This window comes from Bradyrhizobium sp. YR681 (assembly GCF_000282615.1).
Classification (GTDB): Bacteria; Pseudomonadota; Alphaproteobacteria; order Rhizobiales; family Xanthobacteraceae; genus Bradyrhizobium.
In genome coordinates this window covers 1-16,639 of the sequence record NZ_AKIY01000229.1, presented here as the reverse complement: position 1 = coordinate 16,639, position 16,639 = coordinate 1, and the positions used below count along the sequence as shown (strand labels likewise).

The window sequence follows — 16,639 nt, the reverse complement described above, 5'->3', positions numbered from 1 at the left end:
CGTGGCGTGAACAGGTCGGGGAAGGCGGGTCGGCTCAGCCGTGCACGATCGCCTTTTCGATCATGCAATGGATGCCCTTGGACCCGTTGACGGTCTGGGTAACCCTGAGATCGGCGGCCAGGCTGCACAGCGTGTAGGCGTCCTCGCGCGACAGGTTTCGCGTCTCGCCGAGCAGCACGATCATGTCGCGCAGCGCACGCACCGCGCATTGGTCGAGATCGGGGTCCATCGCCATGGTCATGTAGTGCGTGGCGGTCTCGGCGCGCGGATAGTCGAACTTGAGGTCCTTGCGCAGCGTCAGGCGGAAGCGGCCCTGGAGCGCGGTCTCGATCGCGGTGACGCAGACCTCGCCGTCGCCCTGCACGCCATGGCCGTCGCCGCAGGAGAACAGCGCGCCCGGAACGAACACCGGCAGGTACAGCGTCGCACCTGCGCCAAGCTCCTTGTTGTCGAGATTGCCGCCCATCGCGCGCGGGACCAGCGAGGAGATGCGGCCCCAGCTAGGTGGGGGCGAGACGCCCATCACGCCGAAGAACGGCTTGAGCGGCAGGTCGAGCCCCCACGGCATGCGCCCGACCATCCGCGTCCGGTCGAGCGGGATGTTGAGGATGCGCGTGTCGTGGAAATCGTCGGGCAGGGTGCCGGACAGCGGCTTGATCATGTTCCAGCCCCAATCCTGCCGGAGCTGCACGTCGAGGATCTCGACCGCGAGCACGTCGCCGGGCTCGGCGCCCTCGACCGCGACCGGACCGGTGAGGATGTGGCCGGGCAGCATGCGCTCGTTCCTGGCGTGGACCTCGAACATCTCCGGGGGAATGTGAAACTTGTCGCGGTCGGGCAGCATGTCCGGGCCGCCGCTGATGGTGTCGACCGTCACCTCGTCGCCGCTGTTGATCGTCAGCACCGGCTTGAGCGCGGCTTCGAAGAAGCCCCAATGGCAGGTCTCGGGGCTGGAATGCAGGTGATGGTGGGTCATTTGCGGCGGTCCAATCGGTGTCACGTGTCACGCCCGGGCTTGACCGGGCGATCGATCCTCTTTCAAGAAGATTTCTGAAGATGGACGGGGCGGTCAAGCCCGGTACGATCATTCCAGCGAGGCTCCCCCTGTATTTCGTTCTTTCCAAGACCCTCGGCACCGCGCTGCTGCCGATCAATCTCCTGATCGAGCTCGGAATCCTGTCGCTCGTGCTGATGGTGACGCGCTTTGCCGCGCTCGGCCGCAAGCTGGCCGTGACCACGCTGGTGCTGCTGGCACTGGTCGCGTTCTCGCCGATCGGCAACTGGCTGCTCTATCCGCTGGAGTCGCGCTTTCCGAAGTGGGATCCGTCGCGGGGGGCCCCCGACGGCATCATCGTGCTCGGAGGCTCCGTCGACACCGATTTGTCGGCAGCGCATCGCACGCCGGTGGTCTCATCCGCGGCCGATCGCATGCTGGCTCCGGCCGAGCTCGCGCGCCGCTATCCGAACGCGCGCGTCGTCTTCACCGGCGGCTCGGCGAACCTGGTCTCCACCGATGCGCGGGAAGCGGATTACTCCGCGCCGATCCTGGAAAGCCTCGGCATCGCCAAGGAGCGCCTGATCGTCGAACGGGAGTCCCGCAACACCTGGGAGAATGCGATCTTCACCAAGCAATTGGTGTCGCCGAAGCCGGGCGAGCGCTGGCTGCTGGTGACGTCGGCCTTCCACATGCCGCGCGCGATGGGGATTTTTCACAAGGCCGGATTTGAGGTCGAGGCCTATCCGGTGGACTGGCGGATGGGGGGGCGCGACGATCTCTTCGCGTTCACCCATGTCGGCAAGGAGGGGCTCGCAAGGACCGACGTCGCCATGCGGGAATGGATCGGCCTGCTGACGTACCGCGTCATGGGGCGGACCGGCGAGTTGCTTCCGGGACCAGGCAAGGACTAGAACGAGAGCGTCAAACAAGAACACAGACCGGCGCATGACCGCCGGCCCGGAGGACGCCATGCAACGGCAGAGTGCAGAGAAGATCGATCTGGCCGGCCTCGTTGCCGATCTCAACAGCCTGTTGCGGCTGAAGACGAATGTGATCGGCATGAAGCTGTTCGCGCAAGCCGCCGACATGGAAGCGATCCCGAAAATCCGGCGCCCGAACGCGGTCCACACCACCGACCAGATCGTCAGCATGGCCTCGCGTCTGGGCTGGACCGTCGGCATCACAGCTGACGACCTGGTCGGCGCACAGTGCCGCGCGGTGATCGGCCTCAGCCCCCAGGACGACAAATGGCTCGCCGGCGAGAACTATGTCGGGGTCTGGCACGGCACCGCGGAGGATGCGCGCAAGCGCCAGGAGGCGCTGGACGTGGTGCCATTCGGGCACTATCAGGCGCTCGCGGTCAGTCCGCTCGCCAGCGGCCGGCTCGATCCGCCAGACATCTGCCTCGTCTACGCGACGCCGGGGCAAATGATTATCCTGATCAACGGCCTGCAATATACCGGCTACAAGAAGTTCGAATGGGGCGTGGTCGGTGAGACCGCTTGCGCGGATTCGTGGGGGCGGGCGCTCAAGACCGGGGAGCCCAGCCTGTCCTTGCCATGCTATGCCGAACGGCGCTATGGCGGCGTGCCGGACGAGGAGATGCTGATGGCCCTGAAGCCCGAGCATCTCGCCAAGGCGATTGTGGGCATGAAGGCGCTGGCGAAGAACGGCCTGCGCTATCCGATTCCGCCCTATGGCATTCAAAGCGACGTCCGTGCCGGCATGGGCGTGAGTTACGCGAAAAAGTAAAGGCCAGTCATGAGCTCTGCGAAATTCGACATCGTCGTCTACGGCGCGACCGGTTTCACCGGCCAGCTCGTCGCCGAATATCTGGCGGCGCGTTACAAGGGCGACCAGGCGCTGACATGGGCAATGGCGGGTCGCAGCCTCGACAAGCTGAAGTCCGTGCGCGACGCGATCGGCGCGCCCGCGGACACGCCGCTGATCGTGGCCGATGCGTCCGATGCCGCTTCGCTGAAGGCGATGGTGGGGCAGACGAAGTCGGTGATCACGACGGTCGGTCCGTACCAACTCTATGGCGAAGAGCTGCTCGCGGCCTGCGTCGCCGCGGGTGCGGATTATTTCGACCTCTGCGGCGAGCCGGTCTGGATGCGCCAGATGATCGACAAATACGAGGCGGCCGCCAAGGCGAGCGGCGCGCGCATCGTGTTCTCGTGCGGCTATGATTCCGTGCCGTTCGAACTCGGCACGTTCTTCGTCCAGGAGCAAGCCAGGCGCGTGTTCGGCGCACCGGCCGCGCGCGTGAAGGGCCGCGTGCGCGACATGCGCGGCACGCTGTCGGGCGGCACCGCGGCGAGCGCGAAAGCGACCTTCGATGCCGTCGCCAAGGACCTCAGCCTCGTCGCCATCCTCAACGATCACTTCGCGCTGACGCCGGGCTTCACCGGCCCGAAGCAGCCGAAAGGCAACAGAGCGGCTTACGAAGAGGATCTGCAATCCTGGGCCGCGCCGTTCATGATGGCGCTGATCAACACGCGCAACGTCCATCGCTCCAACATGCTGATGGGCTTTCCCTATGGCCGCGAGTTCGTCTACGACGAGATGGTCCTGACCGGCCCCGGCGAGAAGGGCGAGGCCAATGCGAAGCGCGTGATGGCCGTCAACGCCGAAAAGACCGGTCCGAATGCACCGAAACCGGGCGAGGGGCCGTCGAAGGAAGAGCGGGAGAACGGTCTGTTCAATCTGCTCTATGTCGCGATCGCGCCCGACGGCCGTCAGGTCCGCGCCGGCGTCACCGGTGACCGCGACCCCGGCTACGGCTCGACCTCGAAGATGATCTCGGAATGCGCGATCTGCCTGCTGCGCGACACGCCGGACGTCGCCGCCGGCTTCTGGACGCCGGGCGCGGCGATGCAGCACAAGCTGATCAAGCGGCTGCAGGACAATGCAGGGCTGACGTTCGGGGTGGAAGCCCAGGCGTAGCTTCCGTAGGGCAGGCAAAGCGAAGCGTGCCCACGACTTTCAACGTGATAATCGAGAGATCGTGGGCACGGCGCTTTGCGCCTTTGCCCACCCTACGGCACCGTGCCCGTGGGTACGGCACCGTGTTCGACGCTACACCGCCCGCGCGTCATACGCGTACATGAACTCCATGCTCTTCGAGCCCAGCGGCAGCAGCCATTTCATCATCTGATTGCGGATCCATGCGCCGGTGGCGCTGAATTCGCGCTTGCTGTTGCCGTTGCGGCGCGCCATCGCGACGATCTTCTCGGTGCGGGGGCGCCGCTCGGCCTCGAAGGTCTGGAAGGTGGCGCCGAGCTCCTGTCCCTCCTGCATCAGGCGCGCAAGCCGCATCGCATCCTCCAGCGCGAGCGAGGCGCCTTGACCCGCATGGGGGCTGGTTGCGTGCGCGGCATCTCCGATCAGCAGCGAGCGTTTGCGCGACCAGGTCGGCAAAGTTGCCACATCGAGCGTGTCGGTGACGACGATGTTCTCGGCAGCCTCGATGATGTCGGGGATCGGGTCGTGCCAGCCGCGATGGAAGCCGCGCAGATGCTGCTTCAGCGTCGATACGTCGAGCGCGCGGAACATCGCCGCGTCCATGCCGCGCGCGGGCTGGGTGCTCCACCACATCACGCCGTCATTCGGAACCGGGCTGCAATAGCCGTAGCCGAAGAAGCCGCTCTGGCCGAACGTGGTCTCGACATGCCGGCCGATCGGCCGGCCGTCGAGCACGGCATGCGGCACGAAGCCGCCGAAGCCGATCAGGCCGGTGTCGAACGGTTGCGGCCCGTCCGGCACCACCTGGCGTCGCGTGATCGAATGCACGCCGTCGGCACCGATCAGGAAGTCGCCTTCGGCGGTGGTGCCGTCGGCGAAATAGGCGATGATCGGCTGGTCGCCGCGGTCCTCGATCTTGATCAGGCGTTTCTCGAAATAGAGCGAGACGCACGAGCACCAGGCCTTGTCGATCAGCATTTCGTTGAGCGTGGCGCGGCAGACATTGACGGCCGGCTGGCCGAAGCGCCGCGCCATGTCGCGATTGATCGAGCCGAGCCGCTCTCCGCCTTGCGAATAGAAGTCGAAGGCTTCCGCGACCGAGCCGCGGCTGATCAGCTCGTTTGCGAGCCCGATCTCGTCCATGACATGCATGCCGTTCGGCGCGATCTGGAGACCGCCGCCGATGCCTTTCGAATAGGGCCAGGCCTCGTAGATCGCGGATTCGATGCCGGCGCGGCGCAGCAGGATCGCCGCGACGGGCCCGGCGATGCCGGCGCCGATGATCAGGGCCTTGCGGGGACGGTAGGACATGGCTTGCTCCCGACGTTTCCGTGGTGCTAGGAGAAATTACGGTCGCTAAATATCTTAGTGGCTAAGATATATATCGACTAAGATATGAGGTCGGCCTTGTCAAGGACGAAGGTGCGCGCTGCGCTGTTGCAGGATCTCGAGGAGGCGATGCGCCGGTCGTCCGCGCAGGGCGTGCTCTATGGCCAGACCGTTGCAAACGTTGCCGGAATTGCCAATTCCGACCTCGAATGCATGGACATCCTCTATCTCGAGGGCCGCGTCACCGCGGGCAGGCTCGCCGAGGTGACGGGGCTGACCACCGGTGCGATCACCGGCGTCGTCGACCGGCTCGAAAAGGCCGGCCTCGTGCGGCGCGAGCGGGATGAGAAGGACCGCCGCAAGGTCTTCATCGCGGTCGTGCCCGAGGCGGCCATGAAAATCGGCCAGTTCTACGTGCCGATGCAGCAGGCGATGGAGAAGGTGTTTGGCGCCTATTCCGACGAGGAGCTGCGCCTGCTGTTGCGTTTCGCGACCGAGGGCTACAAGGGCGTGTTGGCCGCGACCGAAGCGCTGAAGGGGCTGCTCGACACGCCGCCGGAGAAGCGGCCCGATCTCAAGCTGAAGAAGCTTCGTCGCCAGCCCTAGTCTTGTAGATCTGCGCGGCAGCCATCATGCCCCACATCGCGCCAAGCATCATCCAGAAATGCCGCCAGTGGTCGGTGTCGATCACGAAACTCTCGCCGACGGTGCCGACGAAGGCGGAGAAGACGGCGAGATAGGCGCGCTGCCAGGGCACGCGGACGAAGATGTGCCTGATACCCATGATCACGGTGGTGAAGACCAGCGCGGGATAGCAGACGCCGGAAAGCCAGCCGCCGGACATGAAGGCGTTGAGGTAGGAATTGTGGGTGTCTTCGGGGAAGAAGCGGTGGAATTGCAGCGGGCCGATGCCGAACGGCAGGTCGAGCGCCATCTCCGCGCCGAGGATGTGCCGGCCGAACCGGCCGAAGCGGCCTTCGTCGTAGCTTTGGTCAAAGCTTGCCCGCTGCTTGAACATCTCGGCGGTGGCATCGAATGACAGCAGCACGGCGATCAGCGCGAGACCAAGGACCGCGGCGACGATCGCCATGACGACGATGCGCGAGCGCTGCGCGTTGGTGCGGCTGGTCAGCACCATCAGCGCCAGCATGAAGGCGGAGGTCAGCACCAGCCCGCCCCAGGCGGCGCGGGAGAAGGCGAGCAGGATGGCGAGCGACATGATGCCGAAGGCGAAGACGTTGCGGAATGCCTTGGCGAGCTTGTCCGAGACCACGCTCTGGAGCGCGAACAGCGCCGGCAGGATCAGGAAGGCGCCGAGCACGTTGGGGTCCTTGAACGTGCCGCGCGCGCGGCCGTAGAGCGTGAGCAGGTCGTCTCCGCCGGGAACCAGGTGGAAGTAGCCGGCCACCGCCGAGAGCGAGGCGACCATGGCGCCGACCACGAGGCCGCGGCGCAGCATGTCGAGCCGGGCCGCGGTGTCCTCGGACGTGACCATGGCGAAGAACACCACGGTCACCGCCATGTACCAGGAGGTCGCGATCCAGCTCACCACCTCGGGCTGCTCGAACAGCGGGATCGCGCTGATGGTGTAGCCGACATTGAGCAGCACCAGCATCAGGATCAGCGGCATCAGGACGAGCCGCAGGCGCAGGCCGGTGGCGAAGAAGGTGACGGTGGCGAGCAGCGTCGCGATCTCGTAGGGGCTCGGCTCGATGAAGACGATCGCGCCGGAGGCGCCGACCAGCCACACCATCGCGCGCTGGAGCGCCAGCACGCCGGGCGCAGCGCGACGTGCTGCATTCAATTCCCCGGCTGTCGCCGCATACGCCATTATACGCTCACGCTACTGGACGCTACAAAACACGCTGTCATTGCCCGGCTTGACCGGGGCATGACAGAGAAAATCAACTCAATACGCGTTCTCGTTCTTGGTCAGCAGCGAGACCGGCGTCTTCAGGAGAATGACGAGGTCGAACAGCACCGACCAGTTCTCGATGTAGTAAAGGTCGAACTCGACGCGCTTCTGGATCTTCTCTTCGTTGTCGATCTCGCCGCGCCAGCCGTTGATCTGGGCCCAGCCGGTGATGCCGGGCTTGACGCGGTGGCGGGCGAAATAGCCGTCGACGGCTTCGTCGAACAGGCGGCTCTGCAGCTTGCCCTGCACCGCATGCGGACGCGGGCCGACCAGCGAGAGATTGCCGGCGAAAACCACGTTGAACAGTTGCGGCAGCTCGTCGAGGCTGGTCTTGCGGATGAAGCGGCCGACGCGGGTGACGCGCGGATCGTTCTTGGTCACGACCTTCGACGCCGTCGGGTCGGCCTGGTGATGGTACATCGAGCGGAACTTGTAGACGTCGATGCGCTCGTTGTTGAAGCCAAACCGCTTCTGGCGGAACAGCACCGGCCCCGGGCTGTCGAGCTTGATGGCCAGCGCCACCAGTCCCATCACCGGCAGCGCCGCGAGCAGCGCGAGGCTGCCCACGACGCGGTCGAACAGCCATTTCATCACGAGGTCCCAGTCGGTGATCGGCGCCTCGAACACGTCGAGCGTCGGCACCTCGCCGAGATAGGAATAGGAGCGGGGACGGAAGCGCAGCTTGTTGGTGTGGGCGGAGAGGCGGATGTCGACCGGCAGCACCCAGAGCTTCTTCAGCATTTCAAGGATGCGCGTCTCCGCCGAGATCGGCAGCGCGAACAGCACGAGATCGACGCGGGTGCGGCGGGCGAATTCGACGATGTCGTCGACCTTGCCGAGCTTGCGGGCGCCGGCGCAGGTGTCGAGCGCGCGGCTGTCGTTGCGGTCGTCGAACACGCCGAGCACGTGGATGTCGGAATCCTCCTGCGCCTTCAACGCCTCGACCAGCTGCTCGCCGTTACGGTCGGAGCCGACGATGATGGTGCGGCGGTCGAGCCGGCCCTCGCGCCCCCAGGCCCGAACCAGCGAGCGCAGCACCAGGCGTTCGGCGACGAGCGCGGCGAGCCCAAGGAAGTAGAAGGCGGCAAGCCAGAGCCGCGACACGTCAGTGCCGAACTTGGCGAAGAAGGAGATGCCGATGAACAGCAGGAAGACGAACGACCAGGACGAGATCATCCGCGTCATCTGCCGGAGCTGCCCGCGGAACAGCTGCACCTGATAGATGTCGGCGGCCTGGAAGCAGACCACGGTAGCGACCGCGACGGCGACGATCTGCGCAGGGTAAGCCCAGCTGAAGTCGATCAGCGGCATGACATAGCCGACATAAAGCGCAACGCCGACGAAGGTCAGCAGCGCGAAGTCGGCAAGGCGCACGACGCCGGTGATCACGATCGGCGAGTAGGCGCGGGCGACCTTCTGGTTGACGACATCGAGCGCAGCCGGAGTCAGTCGGCGGCGGCGTTCGACGAAGGGCTGGTCAGCCGGTTTGGCCGCAGCGCTGGCCGCGGCATCGAGCATCGAGCGTGCGTTGAGCGGTTCCACGGGCGTCCACGTCCATTCCAAAGACCCGTGGGCGGCGTCCTTGCGCCCCGGGCGAGCATCCCCTGGCACCTGGATTATCGGACAAATCGGAAGATTCTCTAAAGCGGCCTTAAGGATGGTTAGTGATTGGTAAACGCATCGCGGTATCCCGCGAGCACGCCGTCAACCATCGCGGCTTGCGAGAAATGCGCGGAAATGCGCTCGCGCAGGGACGACGCGCGCTGCGCGGTGCCCTGGGGATCGTCGAGTGCGGCCGCAATCGCCTCCGCCATGGCCTCGGCGTTGCTTGCCGCGAACAGGGCCGGGCTCTCGGGGCCAAAAATCTCGGGGATGCCGCCGACGCGCGCGGCGATCATGGGAATGCCGGCGGCGCCGGCCTCGATCACGACATAGGGCATGGAATCGCCGCGGGAGGGAACGACCAGCAGCCGTCCCTTGGAGAAGCCGTAGCGCGCCTTGACGTGGCCGATGAAGCGGATCGCACTGGAGAGGCCGAGCTTCTCGACCTGCGCCTTCAGCGCCGCCGTTTCTTCGCCGTCGCCGCCGAGCGTGAGCGTGACCTTCTTGCCGCCCTCGTGCAGGCGGGACACCGCGTCGACCAGCAGGTCGGCGCCCTTGATGTGTCTGAACTCGCCGACATAGCAGAGGTCGGTGGCATCCTCGGCGGTGACGACAGGCTCGAATTCTTCCGGCGTCACGCCATTGAAGACGCAATGCACCACGCCCTTGGGCGTGCCGACGATGCGTTGGTAGGTGTCGCGGGCAAAGGCGCTCTCGAACAGGAACAGGTCCGTCGCATCCATCAGCGTGCGCTCGAGCCGCGCGTAGAATTCGCCCTTGAAGGTGTTGAGGGGGTAGTGCAGCGAGCCGCCATGCGGGGTGTAGATGCGGATGGCGTCGTCGGAGCGCCGCCGCATCCGAACGAAGGCGCCGGCCTTGGCGCCGTGGCCGTGCATGACGTCGGGCTTGAGTTCGCCGATCAGACGCCGCATCCGCAGCCAGACGAGCACATCGTCAGGCGAGGGTTCGCGGCGGATCGCGAGGCGATGCACGCCGAGGGTCAGGCGCGGCGCGAGCTCGGCCAGTGCCTTGTCCGCGCGCTCGCCGCCGGTGAGGCTGTCGGCGAGAATCCCGACGTGATGGCCGCGATCGACCTGGCCGTTGGCGAGGTCGAGGATGTGGCGGAAGATGCCGCCCACGGGCGCGCGCACGGCGTGCAGGATGCGGAGCGGCCGGTCGGGAGAGGGGGGCATGATCAGAACCAGCGCGCGACGGCGAATGCCGAACAATCTTCGAAATATCGAGATGGATTAAGAGCCCTCGTGGTTAACAAACGGTGACGAGCGCGCGTGCGCCGGTGGCAGGCTGGCGCGATTAACCCAGCGGCAACCTTAATGGAGTGTAATCGCTGCGGTTGAGGTAGGTTCGTGGCGTTGCCCTGCGGGAGTGTTCGATGCGTTTAGCGTTCTGGCGTGCCGGCAAGGACAAGGCTGTGATCGAGCGGGCCGTCTCCAGGCCCAAGGCCGAATCCGCGCCCACGGTCGAAGCAAAGCCTGCACCCGTCGTTGCGAAGCAGGCGCCAGTCGAATCCGGCGACATTGACCTGCACGCGCTCGGCGGCGCGCTTGCCCGCAAGCGCGGCTGGATCATCGTGCCGACGGTGCTTGCGCTCGTCGCTTCCGTTGCCGCCGTCAATCTCGTCACCCCGCGCTACAAGTCCGAATCGCGCATTCTGATCGACGGTCGCGAGAACGTGTTCCTGCGCCCGAACAGCGATCGCACCGAGGAGCGGCAGGCACTCGACGCCGAGGCCGTCACCAGCCAGGTGCAACTCGTGCTGTCGCGCGATCTTGCGCGCGAGATCATCAGGAAGAACAAGCTTGCGGAGCGGCCCGAATTCGATCCGGTGCTGCAAGGCGTTTCGCCGCTGAAGTCGCTGGCGGCGCTGATCGGCATCGGCCGCGATCCGTTCTCGATGACCCCGGAAGAGCGCGTGCTGGATGCCTATTACGAGCGGCTCCAGGCCTACGCCGTCGACAAATCGCGCGTCATCGTCGTCGAATTCCAGTCCGCCGATCCGGACCTTGCCGCCCGCGTCGCCAATTCGATCGCCGACAGCTATCTGGTGCTCCAGCAGAATGCGCGCCAGGAGCAGGCCAGGAACGCAAGCCAGTGGCTTTCCGGCGAGATCGATGACCTGCGCAAGAAGGTTTCCGATGCCGAGGCGCGGGTCGAGGACTTCCGTTCCAAGTCGAGCCTGTTCGTCGGCACCAACAACACCACGCTGTCGAACCAGCAGATGGGCGAGGTCAACACCCAGCTCAACAACGCGCGCTCGATGAAGGCGGATGCCGAATCCAAGGCGCGGCTGATCCGCGAGATGCTCCAGAGCGGCAAGCCGATCGAGTCGTCGGAAGTGCTGAATTCGGAATCGATGCGCACGCCGTCCCAGCAGCGGGTGGCGTTGCGGGCCCAGCTGGCGGAGCAGTCGTCGACGCTGCTCGGTAATCATCCGCGCATCAAGGAATTGAAGGCGCAGCTCACGGATCTCGACAATCAGATCCGCGACGAGGCCGCCAAGATCGCGCGCTCGCTGGAAAACGACGCGCGCTTCGCCAGCGGGCGTGTGCAGGAATTGACGTTGAGCCTCGAGCAGCTCAAGAAGCAGGCGACCTCGACCAACGGTCAGGACGTGCAGCTCCGCGCCCTCGAGCGCGAGGCCAAGGCGCAGCGCGACCTGCTCGAGATGTATCTGGCCAAGTACCGCGAGGCCAACACCCGCGAGAGCATCGACACCGCGCCGACGGATGGCCGCGTCATCTCGCGCGCCCTCGTCTCGAACACGCCGGCCTATCCGAAGAAGCTGCCGATCGTGCTGATCGCGACGATCGCGACGCTGCTGCTCTCGTCCGGCGTCGTCGTCACCGGCGAGCTGCTGCGCCAGACCGCACCGCGCGCGGTGGCCGTGTTTGCGCCGGCGCAGGTTCAAACGCGGGCGGCGGCTCGCCAGGACGCATTTGTCGAGCCGGCCGTCGAACCGGTGATGGACGAGCCCGCGCCGCTCGCGCCGGAGATGACGGCCGATGCCGACGTCACCGAATTTGCCGAGATCGAACATCTGGCCGACAGCCTGCGCGCCGCGGGGGCGGCGGCGAGGAAGGTCACCGTGCTCGGCACCGCATCGGGCGAGGCCATCACGCTGTCGACGCTGACGCTGGCCCGGCACCTGGCGCGGGACGCGCGCGTCGTCGTGGTCGATCTCGCCGCATCCTCCCCGACGATTGCTGCGGTGTCCGTCGATGCCTCGGCGCCCGGCCTTGCCGAGCTGATGCAGGGCGAAGCCTCGTTCGCGCAGGTGATCACGAAGGACAAGCTCTCGCGGCTGCATCTTGTCATGGCCGGCCGTGCCGGCTTCGATCGCAGCCTGCTGCAATCGCCCCGCGTCACGCTCGCCATCGACGCGCTGCTCCGCGCCTACGACCACGTGCTGCTCGACGCCGGCAGCGCCTCCGACCTTCCGGCCGAGCTGCTGACGGCGCATGCCCGCGCCGTCGTGGTGCCCGATGCGTCGATGGAACAGGATGCGCGCCTGCTGATGTGCGAGCAGCTGCGGGCCGTCGGCTTCAGCGAGGTGACGATGCTGAGCAGGCCGGTGCAGCCGTCAAATGCGATGGACGCGCCGCGCGTGGTCGCGGCGTAATTTTTACCCTCTCCCTCTGCGAGACGGGTGAGGGATCTCTCTCCACGAGCCCGGAATCGTAGGGTGGGCAAAGGCGCATTTGCGCCGTGCCCACCGCCTTTCAATGATTGAGGCAGACGTGGGCACGCTTCGCTTTGCCCACCCGATACGGTGCCGTGCAAATAGCGAGAGCTACCCGAACGCCTGCCGCAAGCGGCGCGCCAGATCGAACAGCATCTGGTTCTGCTTCACCAGCCGCTTGCCGTGGCTGAGTGAGGACATCGCCATGGCCGCGAGCTTGCCGCGCGAGGTCAGCGGCACGAAACTGTCGAAGATGTCCTCGTCGTCCTTGCAGAACATCCGCTTGTACTCGTCCGAGCCGATGCCGAGGTCGAGCGAGCGGTAGCCGCGCTCGGCATAGCGGTCGATGATGTAGCGCATCAGGATCAGGCCGGGGCTGAAGCGGGCATGCTCCGACATCGTGTAGGTGTTGAACATCATCGAGAAGCGCTGGCCGTCGGCGACGCCGGCGAAGATCGCGATGACTTCCTCGTCGCATTCGAGCGCGTGGATGTCGATGACGCGGCCCTCGCCACGCAGCGACAGGCAGGCGCTGCGGATGAACTGTTCGACGCCGGGCTCGGCGAACACGTTCGGCAGTTTCTGCTCGGCCATCCGCACCGGCTTGACGCGAAAGAACCAGTCGAGCAGGCGAGTGACGTCCGCGTCCGTGGTGGCGAGGTGATAGCGGTAGCCGGCCAGCGCCTGGAGCTTCTTTTCCTTGCTCTTGAGGCGGCGGCGGAAGGAGTTGCTGATCCGCGATGCGGGCGGGCCGCCGGGCTCCATCACCAGCAGCGGGCAGCCGTTGATCGCGCTCTGCCGCGGCAGAGCCGCAAACGGGTTCTGCTGGTCGTGCCAGCGCTTGGGCTGCTGCGTCAGGGAGAGCACGTCGACATGCTCGCGCAGCGGCGCAAGCAGGGCGTCGAGATCGGCGGCGTCGAGCTGCGCTGCGAATTCGGCGTTCCACAGGCCCATGTTGAAGGTGGTGTGCTTGCCGCCCATGAAGCAGGCCGTGCGGACCCCGTGGCTTTGGCGCAGCGAGAGCGGCAGCAGCACGAGCGGCTGGCGTTCGGCGTCGCGGGCGATGACGATGAAGGGGCGCGAACCTTCGCAGCCGCCGACGAGCCGTTGCCACGGGCTGAGCAGGTCGAAACGCTGGTAGGGCGTGAAGAGCTGGCCGCTTTCCTCGAAGGTGCGCCAGGCCGCTTCGGCTTCGGCGAGATCGGTGACGATATCGACATGCGCAATACGGCTCGCTGGCGACCGCGCGGGCGATTCTGCCGTCCGGCTTTGCAGCGCCGCAGCCATGGTCATTCGCGAAACCTGTCGAGAAAACGAAAAATACGTATTTCGGCCTGTGGCCGACCTTTGCAAAGAAATGTCAACAAAGGGTAATGACAATGGACGAGGGAAGGGACCGCCGGCGAGCGCGAAGGTGGAATATTGGCATCCGACGACAGATGGCTGGAAAGGCTGCGCCTCGAGCTGACCTGGTTCAGCGGCCAGGCCGCGCTGCGCAGCCGTGGGGCCGGCGCCATCCTGCGCTTTGCGCATGTGCGGCCGCGGCGGCGCGGCGCGTTCCAGCCGCTGCGCGAGCACGAGATCAGTCCGCAATTCCTCGACCGCGCCATCCGCGCGCTCAAGCGCTGGAACTACGACATCATCGGCATGGACGAGGTCTGCCGCCGCGCGGTGACGCTGCCGGAGACGCGGCGCTTCGTGGCACTCACTTTCGACGGTGCACTCAAGGACTTCATCGCCTTCGCTTATCCGGTGCTGGCGCGCCACGCGGTGCCGTTCACGATCTATGTGCCCACCGCGTTTCCCGATGGCGTCGGCGAGGCCTGGTGGCTCGGGCTCGAGCAGGTGATCGCGCGCGAGAGCCGCATCAGCCTGATGATGGGCGAGAAGGAGCAGCGTTTCACCGTCACCGATAATGCCGAGAAGCAGGCGCTGTTCGCGTTCCTCGAAGGCTGGCTGCGCTCGCTGCCGCCGGCGGATCTGTCGGCTGCGATCGCCGATCTCTGCACGCGCTACCGGATCGATCTCGCCGCGCTCTCGCGCGAGGCGTCGATGAACTGGGAGGATCTGGCGAGGCTTGCGGCCGATCCGCTGGTCACGATCGGCAGCGCGACCGTGAATTATCCCGTTCTCGCCAACATGAAGGACACCGGCGCGCTGCGCGAGATGACGATGGGGAAGGCGGTCGCGGAATCGGCGTTCCACCGCGAGATCAGGCATCTTGCCTTTCCGTTCGGCGATCGCTCGTCCTTCCGTCGCAGCCACGTCGTGATGGCTGAGGAGGCCGGCTTTGCCAGCGCTGTGTCGACGATATCTGGCATCGTGGATGCGGAGGGGCGCACCAATCTGCGGGCGCTGCCGCGGATTTCCTGGGACGGGCGCGTGCGTTCGCTGCGCATGCTGCGCGCGCTGGTGTCGGGCGTCGCCTTTGCGCCGGTGAAACCGACCGGCGGCGCTACGAGCCAGATTTGACGCGATCGGGCCGCTGCATCCAGCTCACGATCGGCATCGCCGGCAGCACCCAGCCCATGCCTACAACCACGTAATAGATCGCCTGCCGCCAGCCGGACTCGGCGATCCACGGCATCTGTGCCGCCGCCATGCCGAGCAGGGCCCAGACGGTGGCCAGCACCAGAAGCAGGATGGCGCCGAGGAACTTGCGGGTGCGGATATTCATGGCGGAACGTCGCGGTCTTTCGCGTAACTTGCGCTGCGGAAGCGGGGGACTATAAGGGGCACGCAGTCCGGTTCAAGCCTCTTTGGTTAGGTCCTGGTTTTGGCCCTGAAATGACGACGATTTCTGCTTCAATCGAGCCGCATCGCGCCGTGCGCTGGTGGCTGATCTCCGTGGCCGCCTTGATCGCGCTGATGGTGCTGGTCGGCGGCGCGACCCGGCTGACGGAATCCGGCCTCTCGATCGTCGAATGGAAGCCTGTTACGGGCAGCGTTCCGCCGCTGTCGGAAGCGCAGTGGACCGATGCCTTCGAGGCCTACAAGAAGATCCCGCAATATCGTGAGCTCAATGCGGGCATGAGCCTGTCCGAGTTCAAGGAGATTTTCTGGTGGGAGTGGAGCCACCGGCTGCTCGGACGCTTCATCGGCGTCGCCTATTTGCTGCCGTTCCTGTTCTTCCTGTGGCGCGGCGGTCTCTCCGGTGAGTTGAAGCGGCGACTGTGGCTGCTGTTCGCGCTCGGCGGGCTCCAGGGCGCGGTCGGCTGGTGGATGGTGGCCTCGGGCCTGACGGAGCGCGTCGAGGTGTCGCAATATCGGCTGGCGACGCATCTGGTGCTGGCGCTGCTGATCTTCGCCGGCATCGTCTGGACGGTGCGGCGGCTCAAGGAGCGGCCGCAGATCGCCGCACCTGCGCGGCTGCGCTTCACCAGCGCGCTGCTGCTCGTCGTGACCTTCGTGCAGATCTATTTCGGTGCGCTGGTCGCGGGCCTGCGCGCCGGGCGCGCCTACAACACCTGGCCGCAGATCGACGGCGCCTTCATTCCATCCGCCGACCGGCTGTGGTTCGAGACGCCGTGGTGGCGCAACATGTTCGACAATGTGCTGACGGTGCAGTTCGAGCACCGCATGACGGCCTACGCGTTGCTCGCGCTGGCAGCGTTGCATGCGATCGACGCGGTGCGCTCGCGCGCAGGAGCGGCCGCGAGCGGCGCGCTGTGGCTGTTCGCCGCGGTGAGCCTGCAGGCGCTGCTTGGCATCCTCACGCTGCTCAACCAGGTGCCGATCGATCTGGCGCTGTCGCACCAGGCGGTCGCGATCATAGTGCTGACGCTTGCGGTGATGCAGGTGGAGCGGCTGGCGTCGCGGCATTCCGTTGAGACGCAGCCGCGTGCGGTTGCCGTCGGTCAGCCCGGCTGATCAGATCAGCAATAGCCGTAGATGCCGCAGGAATAGGGCAGGCGCCAGAAATAGTCGACCTGCTTCCCGCCGTAATACGAGCCCTGATAATCGTAGTCCCAGGGGCGACCATAATAGCCCGGCAGCGTGTGCGCGCCGGGCAGCAGCGGCGTGCCCGGCAAATTGCGAATGTAGCTGCCGATGCCGTAGGCCGGCGAAATCAGCGCATCCGGATCGGTCTCGACATAAACCTTCGGCGGCTCCTGCGGAGGCGCGGCGGCCC

At 66.0% G+C, this 16,639-nt stretch carries 15 protein-coding genes; 7 read left to right on the top strand and 8 right to left on the bottom strand.

The features are described from left to right. Window positions 1-34: 34 nt before the first annotated feature. Window positions 35-976, bottom strand: a complete 942-nt coding sequence (locus PMI42_RS24550; protein WP_008139068.1) for an acetamidase/formamidase family protein — start codon at window positions 974-976, stop codon at window positions 35-37. A 164-nt stretch (window positions 977-1,140) separates the two neighbouring features. Between PMI42_RS24550 and PMI42_RS24545 the strand changes: the two genes are divergently transcribed. From PMI42_RS24545 to PMI42_RS24535, 3 genes are read left to right on the top strand one after another with little or no spacing between them, the layout of a single operon-like run. Then, on the top strand, window positions 1,141-1,908 hold the full coding sequence (locus PMI42_RS24545) for a YdcF family protein (protein ID WP_035966510.1): 768 nt from the start codon (window positions 1,141-1,143) through the stop codon (window positions 1,906-1,908). Between the two features lie 58 nt (window positions 1,909-1,966). Continuing rightward, window positions 1,967-2,749 carry a DUF169 domain-containing protein gene (locus PMI42_RS24540; protein WP_008139065.1) on the top strand — a complete coding sequence of 261 codons (783 nt, stop codon included), beginning with the start codon at window positions 1,967-1,969 and terminating at the stop codon, window positions 2,747-2,749. 9 nt (window positions 2,750-2,758) lie between these two features. Beyond that, complete coding sequence (locus PMI42_RS24535; RefSeq protein ID WP_008139064.1) at window positions 2,759-3,943, top strand: saccharopine dehydrogenase family protein; 1,185 nt, start codon at window positions 2,759-2,761, stop codon at window positions 3,941-3,943. 132 nt (window positions 3,944-4,075) lie between these two features. On the opposite strand, the gene PMI42_RS24530 is transcribed toward PMI42_RS24535, so the two are convergent. Then, window positions 4,076-5,272: an FAD-dependent monooxygenase gene (locus PMI42_RS24530; protein WP_008139063.1), complete on the bottom strand. Its 1,197-nt coding sequence runs from the start codon at window positions 5,270-5,272 to the stop codon at window positions 4,076-4,078. Window positions 5,273-5,419: 147 nt separating this feature from the next. Here PMI42_RS24530 and PMI42_RS24525 point away from each other — a divergent pair, with 147 nt between their 5' ends. After that, window positions 5,420-5,896, top strand: coding sequence for a MarR family winged helix-turn-helix transcriptional regulator (locus PMI42_RS24525; protein WP_050994410.1), 477 nt, complete (start codon window positions 5,420-5,422; stop codon window positions 5,894-5,896). On the opposite strand, the gene PMI42_RS24520 is transcribed toward PMI42_RS24525, so the two are convergent. The 3 genes from PMI42_RS24520 to PMI42_RS24510 form a co-directional block, all read right to left on the bottom strand. Further along, a complete protein-coding gene (locus PMI42_RS24520) occupies window positions 5,865-7,121 on the bottom strand; it encodes an O-antigen ligase family protein (protein ID WP_008139060.1) in 1,257 nt (418 codons plus the stop codon). The two genes, PMI42_RS24525 and PMI42_RS24520, sit on opposite strands and share 32 nt — an antisense overlap. 78 nt (window positions 7,122-7,199) lie before the next feature. After that, a complete protein-coding gene (locus PMI42_RS24515; protein WP_008139059.1) occupies window positions 7,200-8,747 on the bottom strand; it encodes an undecaprenyl-phosphate glucose phosphotransferase in 1,548 nt (515 codons plus the stop codon). A 119-nt stretch (window positions 8,748-8,866) separates the two neighbouring features. After that, on the bottom strand, window positions 8,867-10,000 hold the full coding sequence (locus PMI42_RS24510) for a glycosyltransferase family 4 protein (RefSeq protein WP_008139058.1): 1,134 nt from the start codon (window positions 9,998-10,000) through the stop codon (window positions 8,867-8,869). A 200-nt stretch (window positions 10,001-10,200) separates the two neighbouring features. Here PMI42_RS24510 and PMI42_RS24505 point away from each other — a divergent pair, with 200 nt between their 5' ends. Continuing rightward, a complete protein-coding gene (locus tag PMI42_RS24505) occupies window positions 10,201-12,447 on the top strand; it encodes a GumC family protein (RefSeq protein WP_008139057.1) in 2,247 nt (748 codons plus the stop codon). 171 nt (window positions 12,448-12,618) lie between these two features. Here the strand turns inward: PMI42_RS24505 and PMI42_RS24500 are convergent, their stop codons facing one another. Further along, window positions 12,619-13,800, bottom strand: a complete 1,182-nt coding sequence (locus tag PMI42_RS24500; RefSeq protein ID WP_008139056.1) for a GNAT family N-acetyltransferase — start codon at window positions 13,798-13,800, stop codon at window positions 12,619-12,621. Window positions 13,801-13,929: 129 nt separating this feature from the next. Here PMI42_RS24500 and PMI42_RS24495 point away from each other — a divergent pair, with 129 nt between their 5' ends. Continuing rightward, window positions 13,930-14,979: a polysaccharide deacetylase family protein gene (locus PMI42_RS24495; RefSeq protein ID WP_008139054.1), complete on the top strand. Its 1,050-nt coding sequence runs from the start codon at window positions 13,930-13,932 to the stop codon at window positions 14,977-14,979. Here the strand turns inward: PMI42_RS24495 and PMI42_RS24490 are convergent. After that, window positions 14,963-15,184 carry a DUF2842 domain-containing protein gene (locus PMI42_RS24490; protein WP_008139053.1) on the bottom strand — a complete coding sequence of 74 codons (222 nt, stop codon included), beginning with the start codon at window positions 15,182-15,184 and terminating at the stop codon, window positions 14,963-14,965. The two genes, PMI42_RS24495 and PMI42_RS24490, sit on opposite strands and share 17 nt — an antisense overlap. A gap of 110 nt (window positions 15,185-15,294) precedes the next feature. Between PMI42_RS24490 and PMI42_RS24485 the strand changes: the two genes are divergently transcribed. After that, entirely contained in the window at window positions 15,295-16,377 is a 1,083-nt protein-coding gene (locus PMI42_RS24485) for a COX15/CtaA family protein (RefSeq protein ID WP_035966500.1), read from the top strand. Between the two features lie 5 nt (window positions 16,378-16,382). Here PMI42_RS24485 and PMI42_RS24480 read toward each other — a convergent pair. Next, window positions 16,383-16,639: hypothetical protein (locus tag PMI42_RS24480; protein WP_008139051.1), on the bottom strand; the 257-nt coding region annotated here is incomplete at its 5' end.